Annotated in this window: 22 protein-coding genes; 8 read left to right on the forward strand and 14 right to left on the reverse strand. The window is 70.2% G+C overall.

What is annotated here, in order from left to right:
- Positions 1–84 precede the first annotated feature (84 nt).
- The 6 genes from IFSED24_RS11765 to IFSED24_RS11790 all read left to right on the forward strand — a co-directional run bounded on the left by IFSED24_RS11765 (position 85) and on the right by IFSED24_RS11790 (position 10,518).
- Positions 85–1,467, forward strand: coding sequence for a M20/M25/M40 family metallo-hydrolase (locus IFSED24_RS11765; protein ID WP_491331658.1), 1,383 nt, complete (start codon positions 85–87; stop codon positions 1,465–1,467).
- A 4-nt stretch (positions 1,468–1,471) separates the two neighbouring features.
- Positions 1,472–2,908 (forward strand): MATE family efflux transporter, encoded by a 1,437-nt coding sequence (locus tag IFSED24_RS11770; protein WP_491331659.1) that lies wholly within the window; start codon positions 1,472–1,474, stop codon positions 2,906–2,908.
- 80 nt (positions 2,909–2,988) lie between these two features.
- Entirely contained in the window at positions 2,989–3,639 is a 651-nt protein-coding gene (locus IFSED24_RS11775) for a hypothetical protein (protein WP_491331660.1), read from the forward strand.
- A 143-nt stretch (positions 3,640–3,782) separates the two neighbouring features.
- Entirely contained in the window at positions 3,783–6,212 is a 2,430-nt protein-coding gene (locus IFSED24_RS11780; protein ID WP_491331661.1) for a DUF2135 domain-containing protein, read from the forward strand.
- Positions 6,213–6,343: 131 nt separating this feature from the next.
- A complete protein-coding gene (locus IFSED24_RS11785; protein WP_491331662.1) occupies positions 6,344–9,637 on the forward strand; it encodes a S41 family peptidase in 3,294 nt (1,097 codons plus the stop codon).
- A gap of 113 nt (positions 9,638–9,750) precedes the next feature.
- A complete protein-coding gene (locus IFSED24_RS11790; RefSeq protein ID WP_491331663.1) occupies positions 9,751–10,518 on the forward strand; it encodes an SDR family NAD(P)-dependent oxidoreductase in 768 nt (255 codons plus the stop codon).
- Positions 10,519–10,590: 72 nt separating this feature from the next.
- Here IFSED24_RS11790 and IFSED24_RS11795 read toward each other — a convergent pair whose 3' ends face one another.
- The 6 genes from IFSED24_RS11795 to IFSED24_RS11820 form a co-directional block, all read right to left on the reverse strand.
- Positions 10,591–11,199: a porin family protein gene (locus tag IFSED24_RS11795; RefSeq protein ID WP_491331664.1), complete on the reverse strand. Its 609-nt coding sequence runs from the start codon at positions 11,197–11,199 to the stop codon at positions 10,591–10,593.
- 151 nt (positions 11,200–11,350) lie between these two features.
- On the reverse strand, positions 11,351–11,980 hold the full coding sequence (locus IFSED24_RS11800) for a porin family protein (protein WP_491331665.1): 630 nt from the start codon (positions 11,978–11,980) through the stop codon (positions 11,351–11,353).
- 122 nt (positions 11,981–12,102) lie between these two features.
- Positions 12,103–13,692, reverse strand: a complete 1,590-nt coding sequence (locus tag IFSED24_RS11805) for a tetratricopeptide repeat protein (protein WP_491331666.1) — start codon at positions 13,690–13,692, stop codon at positions 12,103–12,105.
- Positions 13,693–13,720: 28 nt separating this feature from the next.
- Positions 13,721–14,872 carry a D-alanyl-D-alanine carboxypeptidase family protein gene (locus tag IFSED24_RS11810; RefSeq protein WP_491331667.1) on the reverse strand — a complete coding sequence of 384 codons (1,152 nt, stop codon included), beginning with the start codon at positions 14,870–14,872 and terminating at the stop codon, positions 13,721–13,723.
- An 85-nt stretch (positions 14,873–14,957) separates the two neighbouring features.
- Positions 14,958–15,716: a glycerophosphodiester phosphodiesterase gene (locus IFSED24_RS11815; RefSeq protein WP_491331668.1), complete on the reverse strand. Its 759-nt coding sequence runs from the start codon at positions 15,714–15,716 to the stop codon at positions 14,958–14,960.
- A 110-nt stretch (positions 15,717–15,826) separates the two neighbouring features.
- Positions 15,827–17,182: a 4Fe-4S dicluster domain-containing protein gene (locus tag IFSED24_RS11820; protein WP_491331669.1), complete on the reverse strand. Its 1,356-nt coding sequence runs from the start codon at positions 17,180–17,182 to the stop codon at positions 15,827–15,829.
- Between the two features lie 152 nt (positions 17,183–17,334).
- On the opposite strand from IFSED24_RS11820, the gene IFSED24_RS11825 reads away from it, so the two are divergent.
- Entirely contained in the window at positions 17,335–17,535 is a 201-nt protein-coding gene (locus IFSED24_RS11825) for a hypothetical protein (RefSeq protein WP_491331670.1), read from the forward strand.
- A gap of 3 nt (positions 17,536–17,538) precedes the next feature.
- Here the strand turns inward: IFSED24_RS11825 and IFSED24_RS11830 are convergent, their stop codons facing one another.
- On the reverse strand, positions 17,539–18,981 hold the full coding sequence (locus tag IFSED24_RS11830) for an RtcB family protein (RefSeq protein WP_491331671.1): 1,443 nt from the start codon (positions 18,979–18,981) through the stop codon (positions 17,539–17,541).
- 132 nt (positions 18,982–19,113) lie between these two features.
- Between IFSED24_RS11830 and IFSED24_RS11835 the strand changes: the two genes are divergently transcribed.
- Positions 19,114–19,464, forward strand: coding sequence for a PilZ domain-containing protein (locus tag IFSED24_RS11835; RefSeq protein ID WP_491331672.1), 351 nt, complete (start codon positions 19,114–19,116; stop codon positions 19,462–19,464).
- Between the two features lie 13 nt (positions 19,465–19,477).
- Here the strand turns inward: IFSED24_RS11835 and IFSED24_RS11840 are convergent, their stop codons facing one another.
- The 7 genes from IFSED24_RS11840 to IFSED24_RS11870 form a co-directional block, all read right to left on the reverse strand.
- Complete coding sequence (locus IFSED24_RS11840; RefSeq protein ID WP_491335052.1) at positions 19,478–20,005, reverse strand: TlpA family protein disulfide reductase; 528 nt, start codon at positions 20,003–20,005, stop codon at positions 19,478–19,480.
- Positions 20,006–20,033: 28 nt separating this feature from the next.
- Positions 20,034–20,423 (reverse strand): hypothetical protein, encoded by a 390-nt coding sequence (locus IFSED24_RS11845; RefSeq protein ID WP_491331673.1) that lies wholly within the window; start codon positions 20,421–20,423, stop codon positions 20,034–20,036.
- Positions 20,395–20,925, reverse strand: a complete 531-nt coding sequence (locus IFSED24_RS11850; protein WP_491331674.1) for a hypothetical protein — start codon at positions 20,923–20,925, stop codon at positions 20,395–20,397. Before IFSED24_RS11850 ends, IFSED24_RS11845 begins: the two co-directional genes overlap by 29 nt.
- Positions 20,926–21,005: 80 nt before the next feature.
- On the reverse strand, positions 21,006–21,485 hold the full coding sequence (locus tag IFSED24_RS11855) for a DUF4440 domain-containing protein (RefSeq protein WP_491331675.1): 480 nt from the start codon (positions 21,483–21,485) through the stop codon (positions 21,006–21,008).
- 55 nt (positions 21,486–21,540) lie between these two features.
- Positions 21,541–22,116, reverse strand: coding sequence for a hypothetical protein (locus tag IFSED24_RS11860; protein ID WP_491331676.1), 576 nt, complete (start codon positions 22,114–22,116; stop codon positions 21,541–21,543).
- Positions 22,117–22,130: 14 nt separating this feature from the next.
- Positions 22,131–22,661: a flavin reductase family protein gene (locus tag IFSED24_RS11865; RefSeq protein WP_491331677.1), complete on the reverse strand. Its 531-nt coding sequence runs from the start codon at positions 22,659–22,661 to the stop codon at positions 22,131–22,133.
- 14 nt (positions 22,662–22,675) lie between these two features.
- Positions 22,676–23,107 carry a hypothetical protein gene (locus IFSED24_RS11870; protein WP_491331678.1) on the reverse strand — a complete coding sequence of 144 codons (432 nt, stop codon included), beginning with the start codon at positions 23,105–23,107 and terminating at the stop codon, positions 22,676–22,678.
- Positions 23,108–23,185: the final 78 nt, after the last annotated feature.

Genomic DNA, 23,185 nt, shown 5'->3' on the forward strand with positions numbered 1-23,185 from the left:
GCGCGACAGGACCCGTCGCGATGATTACTATTGTCAGGTCATCCGACCATCACCCACGGACCCCATTCGATGGCGAGGTGCCTCGTGATCCGGATCCTCCCCTGCCTGCTGGCCGTCCTCCTCCCGCTGGCCGCCTGCGGAACCCATCCCGAGGCCGCGACCGGACCAGCGACCACCACCGACGAGACCACCGCCGTCATCATCGCCCAGGCCCTGGCCGACACCTTCGCCCGCGACGCCCTGCGCGAACTCTGCGACGAGGTCGGCCCGCGGCTGGCCGGCAGCGAGGGCATGCGGCGCGCCCACGCCTGGGCCGAGCGACGGCTCCGCACCGCCGGCGCCGACAGCGTGTGGCTCGAGCCGGTGACCGTTCCGCGCTGGGAACGCGGCCGGGAATGGGCCCGGCTCGTCCATCCCTACGTGGCGCCGCTGGGCATGCTCGGACTGGGCCGCAGCGACGGCACCGGCGGCGAGATCCTCGAGGCCGAGGTGCTCGCGGTCGCCGACTGGGACGAACTGACCGCGCGCCGGGACGAGGTCCCGGGCAAGATCGTGCTCTTCGACCCGCCCTGGGAGAACTACGGCGCCAACGTCCAGTACCGGGCCCACGCGGCCAGCCGGGCCGCCGAGCACGGCGCCGTGGCGGCGCTCATCCGGCCGGCCGGATTCGGCCAGAACACTCCCCACACCGGGGTGATGCGCTACGACGACCAGCAGCCGCGCATCCCCGCGGCGTCGCTCACCGCCGAGGGCGCGGCGCTCCTGCACCGCCTCGCCGCTGCGGGCGTCCGGCCGCGGGTGCAGCTCGCCATGGACGCCGAGAACCTCCCCGACGGCCCGTGCGCCAACGTGATCGGCGAGCTGCGCGGCCGCGAGAAGCCCGAGGAGATCGTGCTCCTCGCCGGCCATCTCGACGCCTGGGACACCGGCGGCGGCGCCCACGACGACGGCGGCGGCTGCGTCATCATGGTGGCCGCGCTCAAGGTGCTGCACGACCTGGAGCTGCGTCCCCGCCGCACCGTCCGCGTGGTCCTGTACACCAGCGAGGAGTACGGCGGCCAGGGTGGCCAGGCCTATCGCGAGGCCCACGCCGGCGAGATCCCGCAGCACGTGCTGGCCCTCGAGAGCGACGCGGGCAGCTTCGCCCCGGCCGGCTTCTCGGTCCGCGCCGACTCCACCGCCATCGCCGCGCTGGTCCCGTACACCGCGCCGCTGGCCGCCGTGGGCGCCGATTCGGTCTACGCCGGCTGGGCGGGCGTGGACATCGGTCCGCTGGTGGAAGCGGGCGTCCTCGGCGTGGGGCACCGCGTCCACGGCGCACCCTACATGGGCGTTCACCACAGCCCGGCCGACGTGTTCGAGGCCGTGGATCCCGACGAACTCGCGGCCAACGTGGCGGCCGTTGCCGGCTTCGTCTACGGTGTCGCGAATTCGCCGGACGACCTGCCCCAGCCCAAGGACGACTGACCAGGTGCCATCCTTCCTCGACCGCTTCCGTTCGCTGGGCCGCCGCCACCGCGGCGACGGCCCCAGCCCCATCCTCGAGGGCAAGGTCACGCCCACCCTGCTCGGGTTGAGCGTGCCCATGATCCTGGCCATGGTCCTGGTGACCTTCTTCGGCCTGGTCGACATGTTCTACCTCGGCCGTTTCAGCACCGAGGCCATGGCCGCGGTCGGTCTGGCCTTCCCGGTGACCTACCTGCTGCACACCTTCGGCGGCGCGCTGGGCTCGGCCTGCACCAGCACCTGTTCGCGCCTCATCGGCGGTGGCCGCGAGGACGAGGCGCCCAACCTGCTGCTGCACGCGATCCTGATGGCGGCCCTGCTCGCGGTGATCCTGATCCCGGTGGGCATGGCGCTGCTCTGGCTCGAGCCCACCCTGCGCTCGTCCGGGACCGACCCCTCCGTCCGCCAGATGGCCCGCGAGTACGGCCTGATCTACTTCCTGGGCGGATTCTTCAGCCTCTTCGCCATGAGCGTCAACGCGCTCTTCCGCGGCGAGGGCGACACCGCCTTCCCGTTCAAGGTGATGGCGGTGGGGCTGGTGCTGAACATCGTGCTGGATCCGCTGTTCATCTTCGGACCGGGCCCCTTCCCGCGGTTGGGCGTGGCCGGTGCGGCGGTGACCACGGTGGTGAGCTTCGCCGTCGCCTCGCTCATGGTGCTGCGCGAGCTGATCACCGCCCGCGACCGCAAGGTCAAGCTGGTCCGCGGCGCCTGGCGCTTCACCCCCGCGCTCCTGCGCGACCTGGTGCAGGTGGCCGGCCCGGCATCGCTGGCCAACCTGGCGCTGCCGGTGTCGGTCTTCCTGATCAACGCCATGGTGGCGGTGTACGGCACCGCCGCCGTGGCCGGGTACTCGGCGGCGCGCGTGATCCACAGCATCGTCTTCCTGCCCGCTCTCGGCCTGAGCATGAGCATGATGATCATGGTGGGCCAGAACCACGGCGCCGGGCACCGCGAGCGGGTGCGCGAGATCACCCTGGCCACCCTGCGCTTCTCCCTCCTGCTCGTGACGACCCTGTCGCTGCCCATCGTCCTCTTCCCCGAATGGGCCCTGCACTGGATCACCGACGAGGCCGCGGTGGTGGCGGCGGGCGCTCCGCTGGTGCGCTGGGGAACGCTGACCCGGCCCATGCTGGGCGTGGTCAACATCGTCGCCTTCTGGTTCCAGGCCCGGGGCAACGGCCTGGCCGGCATGGTGCCCAACAGCGTGCTGCGCGTGGTCTGCGAGCCCCTGGGCGTCTGGGTGGGGATCCAGCTGGCGGGACTCGCGGGCGGCTGGTACGGGTTCGCCGTCGGGGACGTGGTGGCGGGGGTCGGATTCCTGGGTCTGCTGCTCTGGCGGCTGCGGGTCTACGTGCAGGACGGTACGACACCGGCGGTGGAGCGCGCAGCCTCGTATTGACTCCCTGATTTCATTTTATTCCCGATCATGGTAGCATCCCCCGGCAAGCGCCCCATCTTCTCGCTGCCAGGGGGTTTCCCATGACCGATCGCAAACTCCACCTCGCCCTCCTCTGCCTCGCCCTCGTCTGCCTCGCCCCGGCCACCGCTCCGGCCCTGACCGTCTACGACAACTTCGGCCCCGACCACGACGGCTTCGACTACAACTGGGGCCTGGGCTGGACCGTGGCCGGTGAGAACGTCGCCGCCCAGTTCGGCGTGGAGCAGGCCATGCTCTTCACGCCCCAGACCGGCGGCATGCTCACCGACATCTGGGTCGCCATGTGGTACGTGCCCCTGGATGCGGGCGTCGACGCGGTGACGCTCTACCTGGCCACCGGCGCCTACGACACGCCCCCGCAGCCCGAGGACGTGCTGGCGGAATGGTCGCTCACCGAATTCGGCTCCTGGTCGCAGTGGAACCCGCCGCACCACCTGACCAGCGACGCCACCATCATGCTCGAGGCCGGGCAGCCCTACTGGCTGTGGGCCGTGGCCGCCACCGAGACCACCTGGTGCGGCTGGTGCATGAATCCCGCGCCGGGCTTCACCTGCCCTCACGCCATGCGTCGCGAGGGCGAGGACTGGCTGTCCATCTCGGACGAGACGGCCAGCGCCTTCCGCGTGGACGTCCAGGAGGGCGTGTCGGTGGAGAACACGACCTGGAGCGAGGTCAAGCGCCTGTTCGATTGACGCGTCTTTCCGGGGGGCCACGGCGCTCGGGCCGCGGCCTCCCGTTCCGGCGCCCGCCTTTGGCACGCATCTGGCATCAATCCTCCCCGAATCCGTACGGGACGACCTCCCGTGCCGTGATCACGCGTTTCCGGGAGGATCCCATGCGTTCACTTCGCCTGTTCCCCTTCGCCCTGCTGCTGGCCGCCCTGGTGCTGTTCCTCGCCTGTTCCAGCGACGATGACGACAGCGACGGCCCCGGCGACATCACCGATCCCGGCACCGCCCAGGCCCTGGCTGGATACTGGTCGGCCGGGACAGGCGCCGGTGACGCCCTCTCCGCCACCACCGACCTCTGGGAAGCCTTTGCCCTGCTGGCGGCAAACACCTCCGTGCCCGCCGATTCGACCCTGGGCGCCGCGATGGACTTCGCCGCCGGTTGCGAATTGGCCGCCACCCGGCTGGAGGCCTGGCACGACCTCGAACAGGCCGTCTCCGCCTATGGCGGCAACAAGGCCCAGGTCACCGACGAGGCGCTGGCCACCGCGCTGGACATGCTAAACACCGCCGTCCAGTGCGCCCGGACCGGCGGCGAGGCGTTGATCCTGTCATGGCAGGTGCTGGGCGGCCTGCACGGCCTGCACGGCGCCCTGATCAGCGACCCCGACGGCACCATCCCCCTCGACGGCACCCTGGTCCAGGCGCTCCAGCAGCGGCTCGCCGCCCGCGACGCCCTGGTGATCGAGGCCATTCAGGCCGGGAACGACCACGGTGGCCTGCTGCCCCTGGACGACATCGCCAGCGCGGCGGCCTACACCGACCTCGACGGCGACTCGGCCCTCAGGCGCCAGTGCCGCGCCGCGGTCCCCGCTTTCGACGCCGCCGAGCTCACCGCCACCATGGACCTGCTCGAGTATGCCGCCCTCGGCCAGCTGCAACTCTTCCCCACCGTGGGCGCCGGCGGGACCCCGCTCGATGGCCTCGCCACGCATCTCACCGGCGTCACCGAGGGGGCGCCCTCTCTGGACGACCTCACGCTCCAGCTCGTCGACCCCGAGACGGGCACCGCGGTGTCCGGAGCGGCCGCCGTGCTGCTGCGCCGTCAGGGCCAGCCCAACGACGCCCCGCGGCTGGCGCTCCTCACGGACGCCGCCGCCCAGGTCCTGCTCGAGGTGCCGCACGGCACCTACGACATCCTCGCCGTGGTCGAGGGACTGGCGCGGGCGGTGGCCGGCGATGTCGCCACCAGTGACGGCCTGGTGGTGCCGCTGACGCTGTACGACCTGGCCACGCAGCCGCTGATCCTCGAGGGCCTCGAGGCGCCGGGCATGGCCGGTGTGGGCGCCCAGGTCACGGTGACCGCCGTGGCGGCCAGCGCCGCCGGCGACCCCTTGAACTTCGCCTGGGAATTCCGCACCGCTGCGGTGACCGGCGTGTCGCAGTCGGGACCCGAGTGCTCGTTCATCCCCACCGCGGCCGGTCCGGTCATGGTCGTCGGTACGGTCAGCGATCCCCACGGCAACACCGCCACCGATTCGGTGCTGGTGGAGGTCACCCCCTTCGACGTGCGGGTCGTGCGCACCGACTGGCTCGGCGAGCAGCTGCCCGACTACCATTTCAACCCGGGTGAATCCTGCACGCTGCAGTACTGGGTGGCCAACCGCAGCGATCACGACGTGGTGGGCACCGCCAGCGCCGTCGGGCGCGACGGTCTCGCGCTGAACGTGGCCTCGGAGACCTGGACCTTCAGCGCCGGCCAGCAGACGCGCTGGCAGGTGCCGGTGACCATCCCCGTCGACTGGGACCAGCCCCGGGCCAGGATCGACTTCGGCTTCACCTCGGGCGGCGAGACCCTGGTCCAGGAACTGGATTATCGCGTCGACTTCTACGTCGAGCTGGGTTACATCACCTCGCCGGTCATGAGCCGCATCCTGACCGTCTCCGGCACCGTGGCCAACCCCTCGCTGGCCACGGCCCAGCTGTCCATCGACCGCGACCTCAACCACATCTACACGCTGCCGCTGGAGAGCGGAGTCTTCGAGCAGGTGATCATCCTGCCCGGCAGCGAGGAGCCCCGGCGTCTGCACCTCGAACTGGCGGCTGAGAGCGGTAGTCGGCGCGAGACCGCCCGTGCCGGATTCATGGCCGCCATCGCGCGGGCCGATTTCCGCGTCACCCTGTTCTGGGACACCAACGGCACCGATGTCGACCTCTGGGTCACCGACCCCGACGGCGAGAAGTGCTTCTACGCCAACCAGACCACCGCGAGCGGTCTGGAGCTCGACGTGGACGACGTCACCGGCTACGGGCCCGAGAACATCACCGGCGAGAGCGACCTGCCCGCCGGCGACTACCTGGTGCAGATCCACTACTACAGCGACCACGGCACCGAGCTGCCCAGCCACTGCACGGTCATGCTCACGCTGCACGAGGGCACCCCCGAGGAACAGGTCGAGGTCTTCGAGCAGACCATCACCGACGGGGAGGTCTGGACCGTGGCCACCGTGGCCTGGGGTTCGGAAGGCGTGCTGAAGGTGAGTCCGCAGCGCGCCCGGGCCGTCACCCAGGCACCGCAGGCGTTGCCCGCGAAGTAGGACCACGTCCCGCCGAGACCCCCGCCCGGTTGCAACCGGGTGGGGGTTTTCGCGTATATTGTCCGGCGGTCCGGCCCCGGCCGGCCCGTTTCATTTCTGCCCGATGCCCAGAACCGATCCGGAGGTCACCCATGCGACGTCTGCCGGCGCTTTTTGCCGTGCTGCTCCTGGCCAGCCTGGCCAGCGCAGCCACCGACCAGCCCAACCTCGACGACATGCGCCTCTTGCGCATGCCGGACATCCATCAGGACACCTTGGTCTTCGTATACGCCGGCGACCTGTGGACCGTCTCCGCCCAGGGCGGCGACGCCCGGCGCCTCACCAGCTCGGTGGGCTTCGAGAGCAGTCCCAAGTTCAGCCCCGACGGTGAGTGGATCGCCTTCAGCGGCGAGTACGACGGCAATCACGACGTGTTCGTCATGCCCGCCGCGGGCGGCGAGCCGGTCCGGCTGACCTACCATCCCGGCTGGGATCGGGTCATCGACTGGGAGCCCGACGGCCATCGCATCCGCTTCCAGTCCGCGCGCCAGAGCCATACCGGCCGCGACTTCCAGCTCTACACGGTGGACCGCGAGGGCGGCCTGCCCGAGAAGATGATCCTGCCCACAGCCGGCCTCTCGAGCTGGAGCCCGGACGGCAAGCGCCTGGCCTTCAACCGCATCACCCGCGAGCAGCGCACGTGGAAGCGGTACAAGGGCGGCATGGCCCAGAACATCTGGATCTACGACTTCGCCGCCAACGACACCCGTCAGGTCACCGACTGGATCGGCACCGACAACTTCCCCATGTGGCGCGGCGGCACCATCTACTACGCCAGCGACCGCGAGGACGGCCGGCTGAACATCTGGGCCTGGGACGAGGCCAGCGGCGAGCACCGCCAGGTCACGCGCCACGACCAGTACGACGTCAAGTACCCCAGCCTCGGCCCCGACGCCATCGTCTACGAGAACGGCGGCTGGCTCTACACCCTGGACCTCACCGCGGCCAAGCCCAGCCCGCGGCGCCTGAAGATCGCCCTGCGCAGCGACAACGTCTGGTCGCGGGCGCACCTGAAGAGCGTCGACGAGTGGCTGCGCGGCGCCGGCATCGCACCCGACGCCAAGCGTGTGGTGGTGGGCGCCCGCGGCGACATCTACACCGTGCCCGCGGAGAAGGGCCCCGTGCGCAACCTCACCGCCACCCCTGACATCCGCGAGCGCGAGGCCGTGTGGTCGCCCGACGGCAAGACCATCGCCTATCTCGGCGACCGCTCGGGCGAGTACGAGGTCTACGTACGGCCCGCCGACGGCAGCGGCGAGGAGAAGCGCCTGACCCGCGGCCTGGGCGGCTGGGTCTACGGCATGACCTGGGCCCCCGACAGCAAGCACCTGCTGGTGAGCACCGCGGCCATGGAATTGCTGCTGGTCGACGCCGAGGACGGCGACCGCCGGACCATTGACCAGGGCATCGCCGGCCCCATCGTCCAGGCGGCCTGGAGCCCCGGCAGCGACTGGGTCGCCTACACGCGCCGCGAGGCCAACGGTTTCAGCGCGCTCAAGCTCTACGACGTCGCGGCCGGCCAGGTCCACCAGGTCACCGACGACTTCACCGACGAGACCCAGCCCTGCTTCGACGACGAGGGCAAGTACCTGTTCTTCGCCTCGGCGCGCCACTTCAACCCCACCATCGGCGGTTTCGATCTCAAGCCGATCTGGGCCAACCAGGACGGCCTCTACCTGGTGACCCTGCGCGAGGACGTGGCGCACCCGTTCCCGCCGGAGACCGACGAGGTCGCGGTGAAGGACGACACCGAGAAGAAGGATGACGAGGAGAAGGACGAGGACGCCAAGGACGAGGACGAGGATGAGGACGAGGAGAAGGACGAGAGCCTGATCATCGACCTCGAAGGCCTCGCCGACCGCATGGTGGCCCTCGACGTGGCGCCGGGCAACTACTACAGCCTGCGCTTCTCCGGCGGCAAGCTCTTCTATCTCAGCCGCCCCTTCGCCGCCGGCGGCGGCCGCGGCAACGGCGCCGCCAGCACCGCGCTCAAGTTCTTCGACCTCGCGGAGCGCGAGGAGAAGACCGTGCTCGCGGGGATCAACGGCTACGATCTCTCGGCCGACGGCGAGAAGATCCTCTACATGATGAACGGCCAGCTCGGCCTGGTCGACGCCAAGGCCGACCAGAAGCCCGCCGAGAAACCGCTGCGCACCGGCGACATGAAGGCCCAGATCGACCCGCGGGCCGAGTACCGCCAGATGCTACGCGACGCCTGGCGCCTCGAGCGCGACTTCTTCTACGACCCCGACCTGCACCAGGTCGACTGGGACAAGGTCTGGGATCGGTACAGCGACCTGTTGCCCTACGTCAGCCACGGCTCGGACTTCACCTACCTGGTGGGCGAGATGATCGCCGAGCTGAACGCCGGCCATGCCTATGCGCGGCCCGGCGACCGGCCCCGGGCCGAGCGCATCGGCACCGGGCTGCTGGGCTGCGACTTCGCCCTGGAGAAGGGCGAGGACCGCTACCGCATCGCCCGCGTCTTCACCGAGCGAGACTGGAACGGCGGCACCGAGACCCCGCTCTTCGGACCCGGCCATACCGTGGCCGTGGGCGAGTACCTCCTGGCCATCGACGGCGTCGAGTTGAAGGCCCCCACGAACCCCTACAGCCTGCTGGTGGACAAGATCGGCGAGCAGGTGACCTTGACCGTGGGGCCCGACAAGGGCGGCGACGACAGCCGCGAGATCACGGTCGAGCCCATCCGCAGCGAGAGCGACCTGCGCTACACCGCCTGGGTCGAGGCCAACCGCCGCCGCGTCGACGAGCTCTCGGGCGGCAAGATCGGCTACCTGCACCTGCCCAACACCGCGGTCGGCGGGCAGCAGGGATTCGCCAAGGGCTACTATCCCAACCTTCGCAAGGACGGGCTCATCATCGACGAGCGCTTCAACGGCGGCGGCTTCATTCCCGACTTCTTCATGAACATCCTGCGCCAGCGCCTGGTGAACCTGTGGCGGCCGCGCTACGGCCAGGACTGGCGCACGCCGGGCACCGCGTTCCTGGGACACCTGGCCATGGTGAGCAACTCGTACGCCGGCAGCGGCGGCGACGCGCTGCCCTACTACTTCAAGGCCTACGAGCTGGGACCGGTGATCGGCACGCGGACCTGGGGCGGCCTGGTGGGCATCAGCCGCGGCATCCCGCTGCTCGACGGCGGCAACGTCACCTTCCCCGAGTTCGGTATCTACAGCCTCGACGGCGAGTGGGTGGTGGAGAACCACGGCGTCGACCCCGACATCGTGGTCGACAACCTGCCCCACGAGGAGATCGCCGGCCGGGATCCGCAGCTCGAGAAGGCGGTGGAGGTGCTGCTGGAGAAGATCCGGCAGGAGCCCATCGAACTGCCCGAGATGAAGCGTTTCCCGCGCGACCGCAACTAGCGCAGACGCGGCATCCCCCGCGCCCCCGGCCTCCCGTGGCCGGGGGCGCGGTCCGTTTGACCGGCGCTCCGAACGCTACTATGATGCGCGCAGGACCCGCACAGGAGGCAACCATGACCCCCACCGACCTCGACATCACCGGCCGCCGCGCCCTGGTCACCGGCAGCAGCCGCGGCCTCGGCCGCACCATCGCCACGCTGCTGGCCAGGCACGGCGCCCGCGTCGCCGTCCACTCCCGCGCCCTCGAACGCAAGGCCCAGGAGGTGGCCGCGCACCTGCCCGGCGAAGGGCACGTCGTCCTGACCGCCGACCTCGCCCACCCGGACGAGGCCGCCGCGCTCCCCGGCCGCGCCGCCGACGCCCTGGGCGGCCTGGACATGGTGATCAACAACGCCGGCATCTACGAGCCCATGCCGCGGCTGGGCGAGAGCAGCGAACACTGGCAGCATCTCTGGGACCGCACCATCGCCATCAACCTCACGGCGCCCGCGCTGATCTGCAACGCCGCCATCGCGTTCCTCGAGCCCAACCACGGTTACATCGTCAACGTCAGCAGCCGCGGCGCCTACCGCGGCGAGGCCGAGGCGCCGGCCTACGGCGCGAGCAAGGCCGGGCTCAACGCCCTGGGCCAGTCGCTGGCGGTGGCGCTGGCACCGCGCGGAATCAAGGTGATCACCGTGGCGCCGGCCTGGGTGGAGACCGACATGACGCGCCAGCACCTGCAGGGCCCCGGAGGCGCCGAGATCCGCGCCCAGTTCCCCATGGGCCGGGTGGTGGAGGCCGAGGAACTGGCCTGGACCATCCTGCTGGCGGTCAGCGGGCGGGCCGATGCGCTCACCGGCGGCGTGATCGACGTCTTCGGCGCCAGCCACCTGCGCTGAGCCGCTACGACAACGAGAAGGTCCCCGGATCCTGGAATCCGGGGACCTTTTCTGCCAGATGCGCGGCGTTCGCTAGAACTTGATCCCGGCCATCAAGGACAGGGTCCGATCCTTGACGTCCTCCTCGAGGCTGACGTTCTCGCCCACCGACGCCTTGTGGATCGCACCCATCCCCAGATCGTAGCGTAGCTCGACGATGAGCGTGTCCATGAGCGTCACCTCGGCGCCGAAGACCAGGCTCCAGACCGAGCTCTCGGCATCGTCCTTGACGTCGACCCAGTCGCCGTTCTCGGGCTTGATCTCGGCCTTGAGCGGGAAGCTGATCGCCGGGCCGATGTAGATCGCCGGCGTCACCGCGGGCACGGGCAGTCCGATCCGCAGCATCACCGGGATCTCGATGAAGTGGACGCGGTAATCCGACTTCTGCGTGGCGAGGACAGCACCCTGCTTGAAGCCCTTGGTGGTGTAGAGCACCTCGCCCTGGAGATTGAGGCCGGGCCAGGCCAGGTTCACGAACCCGCCGCCCACGAAACCGGTCCGGGTCGAGGCATCGAAGTCGCTGACGTTGATGTTGGAGAAGTTGAGGCCGCCCTTGACGCCGAAGCTGGGCAGCAACTGGGCCGAGGCGGTACCCGCCACCAGTGACAGGGCAATCAGGACGATCACGAACTTGCGCGGCATATGGAATCCTCCAGATGGGGAAGGTCGAACACGTTCGCAGCGCGCGGGCCGCAAGCGTGTCGGGCCGTCCCCGGGCGGCCCGGATGGGGGAGTCGTCAGCAGATCCTAGGGTCCGGCCCGCCCCGATGCCAGCGAAAATAGGCGTCCCGGCCTAGAACCAGAATCCGGCGGACAGCGTCCAGGTCCGGTCGAATGCGTCATCGAATTCCTGGTTCACCGAGACCACGTCCCGGAACTGGGGATAGTCGAAATTCGTCGTCCTCGTCACGCCGTGCTGGTAGCGGATATCGAGGTCCAGCCAGCCGATGTGCGTGCCGCCGCCGAGGACCAGGCCCAGGCTCACGCTCTCGTCGTGATCCTTCACGTCCACCCAGTTCTCACCCCTCTCGCGGGTCTCCGACGTCAGCAGGAAGTCCACGGCCAGTCCGCCGTAGACCCGCGAGACCAGGCGTCGCGCGGGGAACAGGTAGCTCACCAGCACCGGTACCGTGATCACCGAGGTCTTCTGCTCGAGGTGGATCTGTTCCCAGAGCGTGCCGGACTTGAAACCCTTCTGCTGGTACCAGATCTCCGGCAGCAGGGCCCAGCCCTTGCCGAGCGGCAGCACCGAGCCCGCGCCCACGGCCAGACCCTCGCGCGCGTCGGAGTAGAGATCGTCCTGGTGGACGGTGGTGGCGGTGCCCCCGACGCGGATCACGAGCTCCGGCCGGGACGCGGCCGAGGCCTGGGCGGGCAGCAGCAGGGCGAGGGCGGCGAGGGCCAGCAACGATCGGGAACGCATGAGACCTCCAGGTCTGGTTCCAGCCGAAGGGGGCCGGTTCCAGCCGAACAGGGCATGTATGCAGCGTGGACGACGGGCGATTCTAGCAGCCGATTATCACGGACGCATCACGAAGATGGGATTCATGGCTGCGGAAGTCGACGGCGCAGTTGCTCGAGCAGCCCCGCGATGCCGGGATCGTCGGGGGCGAGCTGGTGCGCGCGCTCCAGATCGCTCACCGCGCCCGGGAGATCTTCCAGGTGGTAGCGCAAGAGCCCGCGGTTGTACCAGGCCACCGCCAGGTTCTCGTCCAGGGTGAGGGCCCGTTCGAGGGCCGCCATGGCCGGCTCGACCTCGCCCAGGTGGATGTAGGCCAGCCCCAGGTCGCTCCAGGACTGGGCGCGATCCGGGTCGATCTCGGTGGCGCGCTCGAGGAGCGGTCGTGCCCGGGCGGGCCGGTTGGCCTGCAGGAAGAGGTGGGCCAGCGTGGTGACGGTGCGCAGATCGTCGACGCGGTGGCTCTCGAACCAGCGCCAGGCGGCGGCGAGGTCGGTGCGCGCCTGGACCTGCTTGCCCTCGTAGCGCGCCAGCACCAGGCCGCGGGCGCGCCGGGCCCAGGCCTGGTCCACATCCAGGCGCACCAGCGAACCCGCCGCATCCACCACCGCGGCGCCCCAGAATTCACGGGCGACGGACTCGGTGGCGGCCTCGAAGCGCTGGAACGCCAGGTTGACGTAGCCCGACAGCGAACCGGTGACGAAGAAGCGATCGAAGGCCAGCCAGACCGGCATCGGCCTGGCGCCGCGCGCCAGGGGCGGCACGTCGCGTCGGACGACATCGGCGCGTTCGATGTCGGGGACGAAACCGGCACTGAACTCGTATTGCTGCTCGGCGACCCACCAGTTCTCGAGCATCTCCTCCACGGTGGCGAAATCGCGGTAGGCCTCGGCGGCGTGGACCGTGGTGGGGCGCATCTGCCCCTTGACGAAGTCGTTGGCGTCGGAGGAGATGGCGCTGGCCGTGCCGGTGAAGATGCCGTGGGCCGGCTGGGGCCCCCCGCGGCGCCAGTACGAGACGCCGTAGATCCAGTGCGGCCGGTGGTCGCGCTGGGCGAAGCGGTGGGCGATGTCTTCGGCGCGGTAGTTGCGGCCGAGGCCCGCCAGGTGCAGCGCGCGCAGGAGCTGGACCTCGTCGGCGTCCGCGCCGCTCGTGGCCGCACTGTCGGCCCAGGCCAGGCCGCGTTTCCACTCGCCACGGTCGTAGCGCAGCCACGAGGCACAGACCGCGGCGGCGGCCGCGAGCTGGCGGCGGCGCTCGGTGACCAGGGGCAGGGCCTGGCGGCAGGCCACCAGCGCGTCCTCGGTCTGGGTGTAGTCGCCGTACCAGCGAGTGCGTTCGGCCAATCGCAGCCAGCTCGCCGCATCGCCGGGATCCAGGCCCGTGGCCGTGCGCAGCGCTTGCAACTCCTCGCTGATGGTCTCGGCCTGGAGGGCGCGAGCGCGCCAGGTGGCCGCCTCGCCGCGACGCGCCTGGACTTCGCTGGCGGAGAGCGCGGCGAAGGCGTCCAGACCGAGGGAGTCCCTCGTGGCGGCATAGCGCACGGCGTCGGGATACTGCACGCGCGGGGCCGTCCGGGGCTGACAACCGCCGAGCGACCCGATCACCAGCGCGACCACCGCCAGGATCGCGAAGACCCCCGACCGTGGGGCGGCTGCACCGGATTGGCCGTTCATGCTCGCCCTCCCTCGCCCTGCCGGCGGCTCAATGGAACAGGCGGTGGAACCAGTTCCCCTTCTCCACGGTCTCGGCGGCCAGGAGGTCGACCCGACCGAGCTCGTAGCCGTCGAGGACGGCCACCGCCTCGCCGAGTTTCTCGCCCGCGGCCACCGGCGCCGGGATCGGCGTCTCCACCTGGCGTCGCAGTTGCACATCACCCGCGCGGTCGCGCGGAATGGCCACCACCAGCGGCGATGCATAGACCAGGCCGATATCGGCGGACTTGCCGTTGGCCACCGCCACGGCACCCTCGACGGGCACGCCCGCCTCGGCCACCAGGGTGACCGGCTGGTACAGGTTGAAGCCGTAACTCAGGAGCCGGGTGGTCTCGGTGGCGCGCCCCCGATCGGTGGGACAGCCCATAACCACCGAGATCAGGCGCACGTCCTTCTGCACGGCGGTGGCGGTGACGCAGTAGCCCGCCTGCCCGTGATAGCCGGTCTTCAGGCCATCGAGCCCGCGGTAATTCCCCACCAGCTTGTTGGGGTTGTAGAGCGTGAACTTGCCGTCGCGGAAGGGCGCCGTCTTCTGGCTCGACCACTCCAGCGCCTCGGGATGCTGCAGCAGGGCGCGACCGAGCACGGCCATGTCCCGGGCCGTGGTCATGTCGGGGGACTGGCCGCGGCCGGGCGGCAGGCCGTGGACGCTGTGGAACTCGCTGCTGGTCATGCCGAGATCGCGCGCCCGGTAGTTCATCAGGTCGACGAAGGCCTCGACACTGCCGGCGGTGTGCTCGGCCAGGGCCACGGCGGCGTCGTTGGCCGAATGGATGGCCAGCGCGGCCAACAGCTCCTCCACGGTAAAGCGCTCGCCGTGCTTGAGGTAGACCTGGGAACCGCCCATGCGGCTGGCGCGGGCCGAGACCGTCACCGTGTCGGTCATGGCGATGTCGTCCTCGGCCACGCGCTCGAGGATGATCAATTCGGTCATCATCTTGAGCATGGAGGCGGGCTGGCGGCGCTGGTCGGGATTCTTGGCGGCCAGCGGCATGCCGCTCTGGGCGTCGACCAGGATCGCCGCCGCGAAGTCGCCGTCGACCAGGGGCAGGTCGGGCTCCTCGGCGGCCCAGGCCTGGCCGGCGAACAGGGTGATGAGCAGAACGAGGCTGGCGAGGCGTACGAGATCCGTCTTCAACATGGCATCCTTGTCCCGGTAGGAAGGTGGTCCTCCGAGGTTAGCGCCGCGGTCCCAGATGTCAAGCCGGCGGCGCGGCGCGGTGGGCTCAGACCGGTTGCGTCGCCCGGGGAGGCCGCGCACTCCAGGCCAGGGCCCGCTCGGGGAAGTCGGTGAAGAAGCCGTCGACGCCCAGCCGGCGCATGAGGTCGAACTCCCAGTCCTGATTGAGCGTGAAGACCCGGATCTGCAGACCGCGGTCGTGGGCTGCCGCCACCAGCTTCGCCCGCGCCGACCAGCGCGAGACGTGCAGCGCCTCGGCGCCGAGGCGGTCGGCCACCTCGAGGACCTCGGCGCCGGCGGCCTTGCCCACCAGTGGCGCCACCGGGATGGCGGGCTCGAGCTGCCGCGCCACCGCGAGGGCATCCCAGTCGAAGCTGGAGAGCACGACCTGGTTCGGCTGCCAGCGTCCCGCTGCCACCTTCTCCTGCACCACGGCCACCGTGGGCGCCGCCGTGCCCGGTCCCTTCAGCTCGATGTTCAGCCGCGCCCGGCCCGCCGCCAGGTCCATCACCTCTTCGAGGTAGGGGATGCGCTCGCCGCGACCGGCATCCAGCGCCCGCAGGTCGCCCAGGGTCAGATCGGTCAGCAGACCGCTGCCGTTGGTGGTGCGGTCGACCGTATCGTCGTGGATCACGAGGAGGTTGTCGTGCACGAGATGCACATCGAGTTCGAGCCAGGTCGCCCCCTGGTCGAGGGCGAGAGCGAAGGCGCGCAGGGTGTTCTCGGGTTCCTGGCCGCTGGCGCCGCGATGGGCGATGCAGACGGGATTTCCGCTGGCGGATGCTGGGTGGGACGCGGCAGCCATGGACCTGGGGCCTCCAGAGGTCGAGAAGAGAGCCGGGCGGCGGATGCTTGCCGATCCGGTCAAGGGGTTAACGCTCCGTAGAAAACGCTGGTGGCGCAAGGGTGTTTCATCTAGCGGCCGATCCACCAGCCCGTGGGCGCGCGCGAGGCCGGCCGCCTCCCGTAGAGCAGATGGTCGGCGCGCAAGGCCAGCCAGCGCGCCGCCCGCGAGCGCCGGATCGCCCAGCGCACGGGCCGGTGCAGCCAGGTGTCGGGATGGCTGTAGGGGCAGACCGCCACGCAGCGACCACAGTCGGTGCCGATCTCGCACCACACGCTGTAGCAAGCGGCCTGGTCGATGCGCCAGCGCCGGATCCGGTCCACCTCGAGCGGCTCGCCGCGGGGAATCGCCTGTCCCGGACAGACCTCGGCGCACTTCTCGCAGACCAGGCAGAAATCATGCACGGTGGGATCGGGACAGCGCGGGTCGGCGACCAGGGGCAGGTCGCAGGTCACCACCGCCACGCGAACCCGGGGGCCCAGGCGCGGGGTCATGAGCAGGCCCATGCGGCCGATCTCGCCGAGCCCGGCATCCCGGGCCACCAGCGGGCAGCAGAGCAGGTAGTTGCCGTCGATATGTGCCCGTGCCCGCCAGCCGAGCCGTCGGATCAGCAGCGCCAGTTGGACCGCGATGGTGCCGGAGGCCAGGTATTGCTGCGCCGACTCCATCACCACCGGGCCGGCCGGCGCGTGGTCCAGGGCGTCCTTGTCCATCTCCACGGTCAGCGCGATGGCCCAGGGGTGGTCCAGCGCCACGGGCTGATCGTAACGGTCGCCGCGGCCCGACACGCTGTAGAGGTGGTGCGGCGCGAGCCGTGTGATCCCCACCTCCAGCGCGCCGAGCTTGCGGCCCCAGCCCTTGAGGAACGCGGTGGCCGTGGCGGGGTCCAGGTCCTGGGGTTCGGGCGCCGGCTCCCCGTCCACCAGCGGGTGCAGCTCGGCCACGGTGGCGAAGCTCGCCTCGGCCGCCTCGAACTGCAACGTGTGATGATGGTGCGCTCCCGCCGCCAGCAGGCCGGGCCGGGTCCGCCAGCGATCGTCGGGGGCGCGATGGTCGGGCCGGCGCTCGTAGTGCGCCTGGTAGCGCTCGCTGCCGGGAGCGAGTTCGGCGCGGCTGAACATGGTGTCGCGCTCGTCGAGGCGGACGGCGGGCACGGGATCGGCGGCCGCCCGGGGATTGCCCACGGGCAGGAGCACCACCGCACCCAGCACCGCCACCACCGCCAGCAGCCCGGCGGCGAGCCAGGGTGCCCACGGCGCGACCATCAGTCCAGCCAGCAGCCAGGGCGCCGCCAACCAGGGCGTGGCGCCCAGTAGCCGACCGGCTGCCGCCGTATCACCCTCGCGGCGGGACTGTCCGGCGGCCAGCGCGAGTCCGCACAGCAGGATCAGGCCGATCGCCAGGGACATGGGCTGCAGCAGGGCCATGGAGCGCCTTTCCTGGGGGATGAACCCGAAATCATAGGAGTCAGGCCGTCGGGAGACAAGGCCGCCCTCGCTCCAAAGGACATGCGGGTTGAGGCTAAAGATTTCTGCAGCTGTCTCGATATATCATAGGCAACTACAAGGAGATGACACCGGTGGACGTCTGCCCCAAGCTCGATCGCTGCCCTTTCTTCCAGAAATTCGGCCTGGATCTGCCCGACACCTGCCAGGCGCTCATCCGCCTCTATTGTCATGGAGCGCGGCGGAGTCGGTGCCAGCGCATCGACTTCCGTCAGGATCGCGGATACCCCCCTCCGGATGACATGATGCCCAACGGCGACCGGCTGCTGGCCTGATCGTCAGCCGACGAGCAGGCCGCCCGCCATCCGCACCAGCACCGGATCGAAGCGCGCCAGCGGAGCCACCAGGTCGGCCTGGGCCGCCATGACCTGGCCGATGTCCTTGTAGGCCTGGGGCGCCTCGTCGAGCCCCGCCCCCATGATCTCCACGCCCCGCTCCCGCAGGAGGCGTACGACGTCCGCCTGCCGCAACCGCCGCTTGGCCTCGGCCCGTCCCATGGCGCGCCCGGCGCCATGGCTCGCCGAGCGCAGGCTCGCGGCAGCTCCCAGGCCCCGGACCACCCAGCCCGGCGTGGCCATGGAACCGGGGATCACCCCCAGCTCGCCGACGTCGGCCGGGGTGGCGCCCTTGCGGTGGACCACCACCTCGCGCCCGGCGTGCTCCTCGAGCCAGGCGAAGTTGTGGTGGTTCTCCACCGTGGCCAGCGTCTCGGCGCCCAGGGTCCGCAGGATGTGGCCGTGGATCAGTTCGTGGTTGGCGGCGGCGTAGCGGCCCATGAGCTGCATGGCCGCCCAGTACTCCTGGCCGGGCTCGCTGCGCAGGTCGAGCCAGGCCAGACGGCTCAGCTGACGCGGGAGTTCGGGATGCAGGTCGGCGGCCAGGCGCGAGTAGTGGTTGGCCACGTCCAGGCCCGTGCGGCGGCTGCCCGAGTGGCTGAGCAGGGCGAGGTACGTGCCGGCGGCCAGACCCAGTTCGGGACGGTCGAGGATGAGGCGGCCGAACTCCACGAAGTGGTTGCCGCTGCCGCTGGAGCCGAGCTGGGCCCAGGCCAGGTCGCGATCCCGGCGCGTGACGGGGCTGACCGACCAGTCGGCGTCCAGGACGTCGTGGCGTCGGCGCTCCCCCGCGGTGAACGCCGCGCCACCGCCGAAGCGCGTCTCTTGCGCGATGGCCGTGCGGAGGCGCTCACGCCGGCTGTCGAGGCTGGTGACCGGCCAGTCGAGCACGCTCAGGCGCATGCGGCAGGCGATGTCGACACCGACCGCGTACGGGATGACCGCGCCGTCGGTGGCCAGCACGCCGCCGATGGGCAGGCCGTAGCCCACGTGGGCGTCGGGCATGAGCGCGCCCGCGACGGCGATGGGCAGGCTGGCGGCGTCGCGCATCTGCTGGATGGCCTGGGCGTCGATGTCCTGGCCCCACTGGCGCCAGGGGGCGGGGCCGCCGCGGCGGCGGGCCGTGTCGGGCCGTGGACTGGCGTCGGGTCCGCCGGATGGCCCGGTATCAGGCCCGGCGGCGAGCAGCCGCGCCAGATTGCCCCAGATCTCGTGATCCAGGAACAGGCCCGGTTCGCGGAGCAAGGCCTGCAGCGCCCGCTTCTGATCGGTACGGTCCTGTCCCCGTCGAGCTGCCTCGCGGCACGCACGCCGAGCGAGGACCTGCCCACTCGGGTGGAACAGGCCGAGACGTTTGAGGTCCTTGGCCTTGAGCGATCCGGACATGGTGTGTTCATAAGCGAGCACCCGACCCGACGCAAGGGGCCCGGCTGAATGCGGAACCGCCATCTCACCCCTACCTTGACCGACACACGATGCCCTTCGTAGCCGCCGTCACCAGGGAGCCAGGACACCGTCATGGACAAGCGCCGCGCCGACCGACACCTGCTCAACGTCTATCTCGAGGTCCGCCACGCCGAGACAGGCCGCGAGGTCGGCCGCATCGTCGACCTCACCACCCAGGGCATGCGCCTGGTCACCGCGGGGCCGTTGGAGCTGGACAGCGAGCATACCCTGGTGATCGTCGACGATCACGGCCACGGCCGCCCCGAGGAGCTGCACGTCGATGCGCGGTGTGTGTGGGTGGGCAAGGACGTCAACCCCGAGCTGGACCTGGCCGGGTTCGTCTTCGAGGAGGTGCGGCCGCGGCAGGAGTCGCTGCTGGCCCGGATCATCCGCCGCCATCGCTTCGACGCCCAGAAATCCTGATCGACCCCGATGGTCAGGGCGCCGCGCGCAGCGATGCGGCGATCACGGCGACCATCCCCGCGAACTCCTCCTCCTCGTACCCCTGCCCCTGATAGACGATGGTGCCGTCGCGACCGATCACGTAGTTGCGCGGGATGTAAGCCTCGGCGAAGCCGGCGTAAACCGTCCGGTCGGGGTCGGGCGCGAAGGTCCACCCGTAGCCGTGCTCGGCCACGAAGGGAGCGATCTTCTCGGCCGTCTCCTCGCGCGCGATGGAGATGAGCACGAAGTCGTCCCGCGCGCCGAACCGCGCGAAGACCTCGTCGCGCAGGTGGGGAAATTCCTCGCGGCAAGGTGGACACCAGGTGGCCCAGAAGTTCACCAGCACCACCTTGCCACGCTGGGCGGCGAGGTCGAAGGGAGCGCCGGACAGGGTGGTCACCTGCACGCCGGGCGCCGTCTGGCCCACCCTGGTCAGGGTGGCCTCCTCGGGCGAAACATCCACACCGTGGCGACCGGCGCAGGACGCTAGCAACAGCAAGCAGAGCAAGGACGGGATCATGCGCACGGGCGGGACCTTTCGCGAGTGGTCAACCCTCGGCCTCGGCTTGCGATCGTGTCAGCCAGGTCAGGGCATCGGAGATGGACGAGCGGACCTCCATGGGCACGCCATCCATGGTGGTCAAGGCAGCGAACTGTCGCGACAAGCCGAAGCGCAGCGGATCATCGGCAGCGGGCACCACGGCGATCCGACCACGGAAGCGTTCATGGCTCTTCAGGAGCTGGACAACCTGTTCGAATTCCGCAGGCTCCTTGACCGACCGCGACGCGGTGACATCGATGAGCACATCGACCCCGGCGGCGGCCCGTGGGTCGTCCAGGCCCGCCCTGAAATTGGCGAGTGTTTCTTCCTGCGAGTACTCGCCGGCAAAGACGCAGACAAGCACGTGGTCACCGGCGAAATGGTAGCGGCACGGCATGGCCCACTCCCCCGGGGTTGACGGGATCCGCTGGCGGCCAATCGATCTCGTGAAAGAGGAAACGGTCGCCAGGCCAGCGGAAGACGAGGTTCACGTCCTCGGCCTGGCCGACGGTGTCGCCGGCCACGGTCCAGGCCCGCCAGCTGGCCATGGCGTCGGCGGGATTCCAGAACTTGCAGACCGCGAAGGTGGCGTCGAGCGCGCAACCCCGGCTGATGGAATCGAGACCGGCCAGGACCAGCTCCTCGCCGGGCAGGGGACGCTGCCAGTTGCGGAACTGGTGGCGGGGAACCGTTTCGTCGGGGCAGTGCACCACGTAGTTGATGCTGACGATGAGCACGTCCGCGTCGTCCACGTTGACGAAGCGCAGCGCCACCGGAAAGGACTCGGGGAGCGGATCGGGATCCACGACCAGCGGCGCGACGACGGCGGAGTCGTCCGGGCTGGTGCAGGCCAGCAGCGCTAGCAGGAGCGGAAGCACGAGGGGGAGTTTGCGCTGCACCGGGTCGCCTCCTTGCCGGCCTGGTTTCAATGACGGGGATCCTCCCTGACATCTTGATGCCGAACGCTGGAATCAGCCACCTATTTCGCCGGCTCGGGGTCGGGGGTGCCGGTGTCGAGGATCACACGCCACGCTCCCCCCTCGTCGAGCCGCCACCAGGTGAGGTAGGTCCCCGTGCCGAGAACTTCCTCGGCCGCCCCGGCGCCACGCTGGACCACCTGGTAGCGGCCGGTGGTGTAGCCGTGCCGGCCGTCGAGGAAAGCACCGGCGTGGGTGGGTTGCCAGCGCAAGCGGCGCTCGGGATGGGCGAAGAGCGAAGCATCGAGCTGGCTGACCGCGGCCTTGCCCGCCACCCCGGCCGCGCCCATGGCCGGCAGGCGCACCACGTCGTCGGCCATGAATGCGAGCCAGCCCTCGAGACCGCGCTCGGCGGCGGCCACCGCGAAATCCCGGTCGGCCTGCAGGAGCTGGTCCTCGATACTCGCGGCCGTTCCGCTGCCAGGCGCGGCGGTCGCGAGCAAGGGCAGCACCAGCCCGCTGGTCAGCAGCCATCGCCTCATGGTTCTTCCTTTCGCGCCGGGCAAGGGACCGGATGATCGGGCCAGACGGTGAGCGTCATGGCGCGGCGTCTGCCAGCGGACAGTCGGCCAGCAGCTCGGCCACCGGTTCACGACGTTTCGCCTGCCACTGGCCCTTGAAGACGGCGGCGCTCACTTCCAGGCGCAGCGAGACCTCGGCCGCGGCGGCCAGCCGCCGCAGATCGCCGTGGGTCACGGCGAAGCGCCAGACGCCCGCGGTGTGGTCCTCGCCCGGCGAGGCCATCTGCTGGTTCATGTCGTCGAGGCGACCGAAGGTCTGGTGCTGGGCGGTGGAGAACAGCAGATCCTCGCCATCGGCCGTGATGATCAGACGCGCCGGACCGCCCGCGGGCAGCATCTCCCGCGGTGCGACCAGCGTGGCCGTCAGGCTGAAGTAGCGCGCGGAGCCCTGGTTCGGCAGCAGGATGGCGGCGTCCATGAACCAGCGGCCATGCAGTCCGATATCCGGCTGCACCGAGCTGATCGAGCACGCGGACATGACGCATCGGGTCTGGCCCGACCCGGGATCGTTGCGGATCTCGACCTGGCCGGTTCGCGGCGTATCGCAACCGGCGACCAGGAGCATGAGGATTGCCACGAGCAACGGTCGCATGGTCGGTCCCCGCCCTACTCGGCTCGGTAGTCGCCGGTGCCGCGCACCATGAGGATCTCTCCGAAATAGATCCGGTGATAGTCTCGCTGAGAGTAGTTCTTCTCGATGGCCGGATCGAGGAAATGCTGGGGATCGAGGTCGTCCCAGTAGAGCTTGCGGCACTCGACGATCAGTTCCGCCTCGGCGAAGCCGGGAGCGGCGGCCGCCAGCGAGGGCAGCGGCGTCAGGCCGGAGTCGCGGATCTTGTCCATGTCGCGCCCCGACCGCGTGCCCAGGGTCTTGAGGATGGGGCGGCAGGCCTCGGGGAAGGCGCAGAGCGTGAAGGTGTCGAACTCCTCGGTGAACCCGTAGGTATGCCGGGTCGGACGCACCACCACCTGGACGAAGGGGCGGTGCCACATGGTGCCGAAACTGCCCCAGGCCACGGTCATCATGTTGAAGCGCTCGCTGGCGAGGTCGCCCGCGGTGAGCAGGAGCCAGCGCGAGTCCCAGAGGTGGTGGCAGCGGGTCTGGAAGTCGTCGATGGGGATGCGTGGCAGTTCCATGGACCCCTCCCGGATCAGGCCTTGGCGGCACGTCGCGGCTTGGCGCCGAAGACCTCGCGCATGCGGGCGACGATCTGGGCGTCGGTCATGCGGTCGGCGGCCTCGACGGCCAGCGGGCGATGGGCCAGGGGCTTGTGGAGCAGCAGCCTGCGCTTGAGTTCGATCTTGGCCTGGCCGGGGCCGCAGATGTGGATGGCCTCGGCGTCGGCGAGATGCTTGATCACGTCCTCGTAGTAGCGATTCAGGTAGAGCACTTCGCGCTGGTCGCGACGGCCGTCGGGATCAACGCCGTGCAGCTGGTGGCCGCCCGCGCCCCGCAGCCCGCCGCCGGGGCGCGACATGGGCACCTCTTCACGCTCCACCGTCGTGGTGGCGATGTCCCGCTCGCGGATGGTCACGATGAAGGCTCGTTTGTGGTCGAGCCAGACGCCAACCTTGCAAGTCATGGCCTGCCTCCCTGTCCTCGGGTCCTGTGCGGAGCCTCGACCGGCTCACCCACAGGATAATGACAGATACGCCGGGGA

Source organism: Candidatus Latescibacter sp. IFSED24, assembly GCF_058273205.1.

Coding starts and splice junctions, on each gene's coding strand:
- IFSED24_RS11775 (WP_491331660.1), top strand. CDS start 2,989: ATGACCGATCGCAAACTCCACCTCGCCCTCCTCTGCCTCGCCCTCGTC.
- IFSED24_RS11780 (WP_491331661.1), top strand. CDS start 3,783: ATGCGTTCACTTCGCCTGTTCCCCTTCGCCCTGCTGCTGGCCGCCCTG.
- IFSED24_RS11785 (WP_491331662.1), top strand. CDS start 6,344: ATGCGACGTCTGCCGGCGCTTTTTGCCGTGCTGCTCCTGGCCAGCCTG.
- IFSED24_RS11790 (WP_491331663.1), top strand. CDS start 9,751: ATGACCCCCACCGACCTCGACATCACCGGCCGCCGCGCCCTGGTCACC.
- IFSED24_RS11795 (WP_491331664.1), bottom strand. CDS start 11,199: ATGCCGCGCAAGTTCGTGATCGTCCTGATTGCCCTGTCACTGGTGGCG.
- IFSED24_RS11800 (WP_491331665.1), bottom strand. CDS start 11,980: ATGCGTTCCCGATCGTTGCTGGCCCTCGCCGCCCTCGCCCTGCTGCTG.
- IFSED24_RS11805 (WP_491331666.1), bottom strand. CDS start 13,692: ATGAACGGCCAATCCGGTGCAGCCGCCCCACGGTCGGGGGTCTTCGCG.
- IFSED24_RS11810 (WP_491331667.1), bottom strand. CDS start 14,872: ATGTTGAAGACGGATCTCGTACGCCTCGCCAGCCTCGTTCTGCTCATC.
- IFSED24_RS11815 (WP_491331668.1), bottom strand. CDS start 15,716: ATGGCTGCCGCGTCCCACCCAGCATCCGCCAGCGGAAATCCCGTCTGC.
- IFSED24_RS11820 (WP_491331669.1), bottom strand. CDS start 17,182: ATGGCCCTGCTGCAGCCCATGTCCCTGGCGATCGGCCTGATCCTGCTG.
- IFSED24_RS11830 (WP_491331671.1), bottom strand. CDS start 18,981: ATGTCCGGATCGCTCAAGGCCAAGGACCTCAAACGTCTCGGCCTGTTC.
- IFSED24_RS11835 (WP_491331672.1), top strand. CDS start 19,114: ATGGACAAGCGCCGCGCCGACCGACACCTGCTCAACGTCTATCTCGAG.
- IFSED24_RS11840 (WP_491335052.1), bottom strand. CDS start 20,005: ATGATCCCGTCCTTGCTCTGCTTGCTGTTGCTAGCGTCCTGCGCCGGT.
- IFSED24_RS11845 (WP_491331673.1), bottom strand. CDS start 20,423: ATGCCGTGCCGCTACCATTTCGCCGGTGACCACGTGCTTGTCTGCGTC.
- IFSED24_RS11855 (WP_491331675.1), bottom strand. CDS start 21,485: ATGAGGCGATGGCTGCTGACCAGCGGGCTGGTGCTGCCCTTGCTCGCG.
- IFSED24_RS11860 (WP_491331676.1), bottom strand. CDS start 22,116: ATGCGACCGTTGCTCGTGGCAATCCTCATGCTCCTGGTCGCCGGTTGC.
- IFSED24_RS11865 (WP_491331677.1), bottom strand. CDS start 22,661: ATGGAACTGCCACGCATCCCCATCGACGACTTCCAGACCCGCTGCCAC.
- IFSED24_RS11870 (WP_491331678.1), bottom strand. CDS start 23,107: ATGACTTGCAAGGTTGGCGTCTGGCTCGACCACAAACGAGCCTTCATC.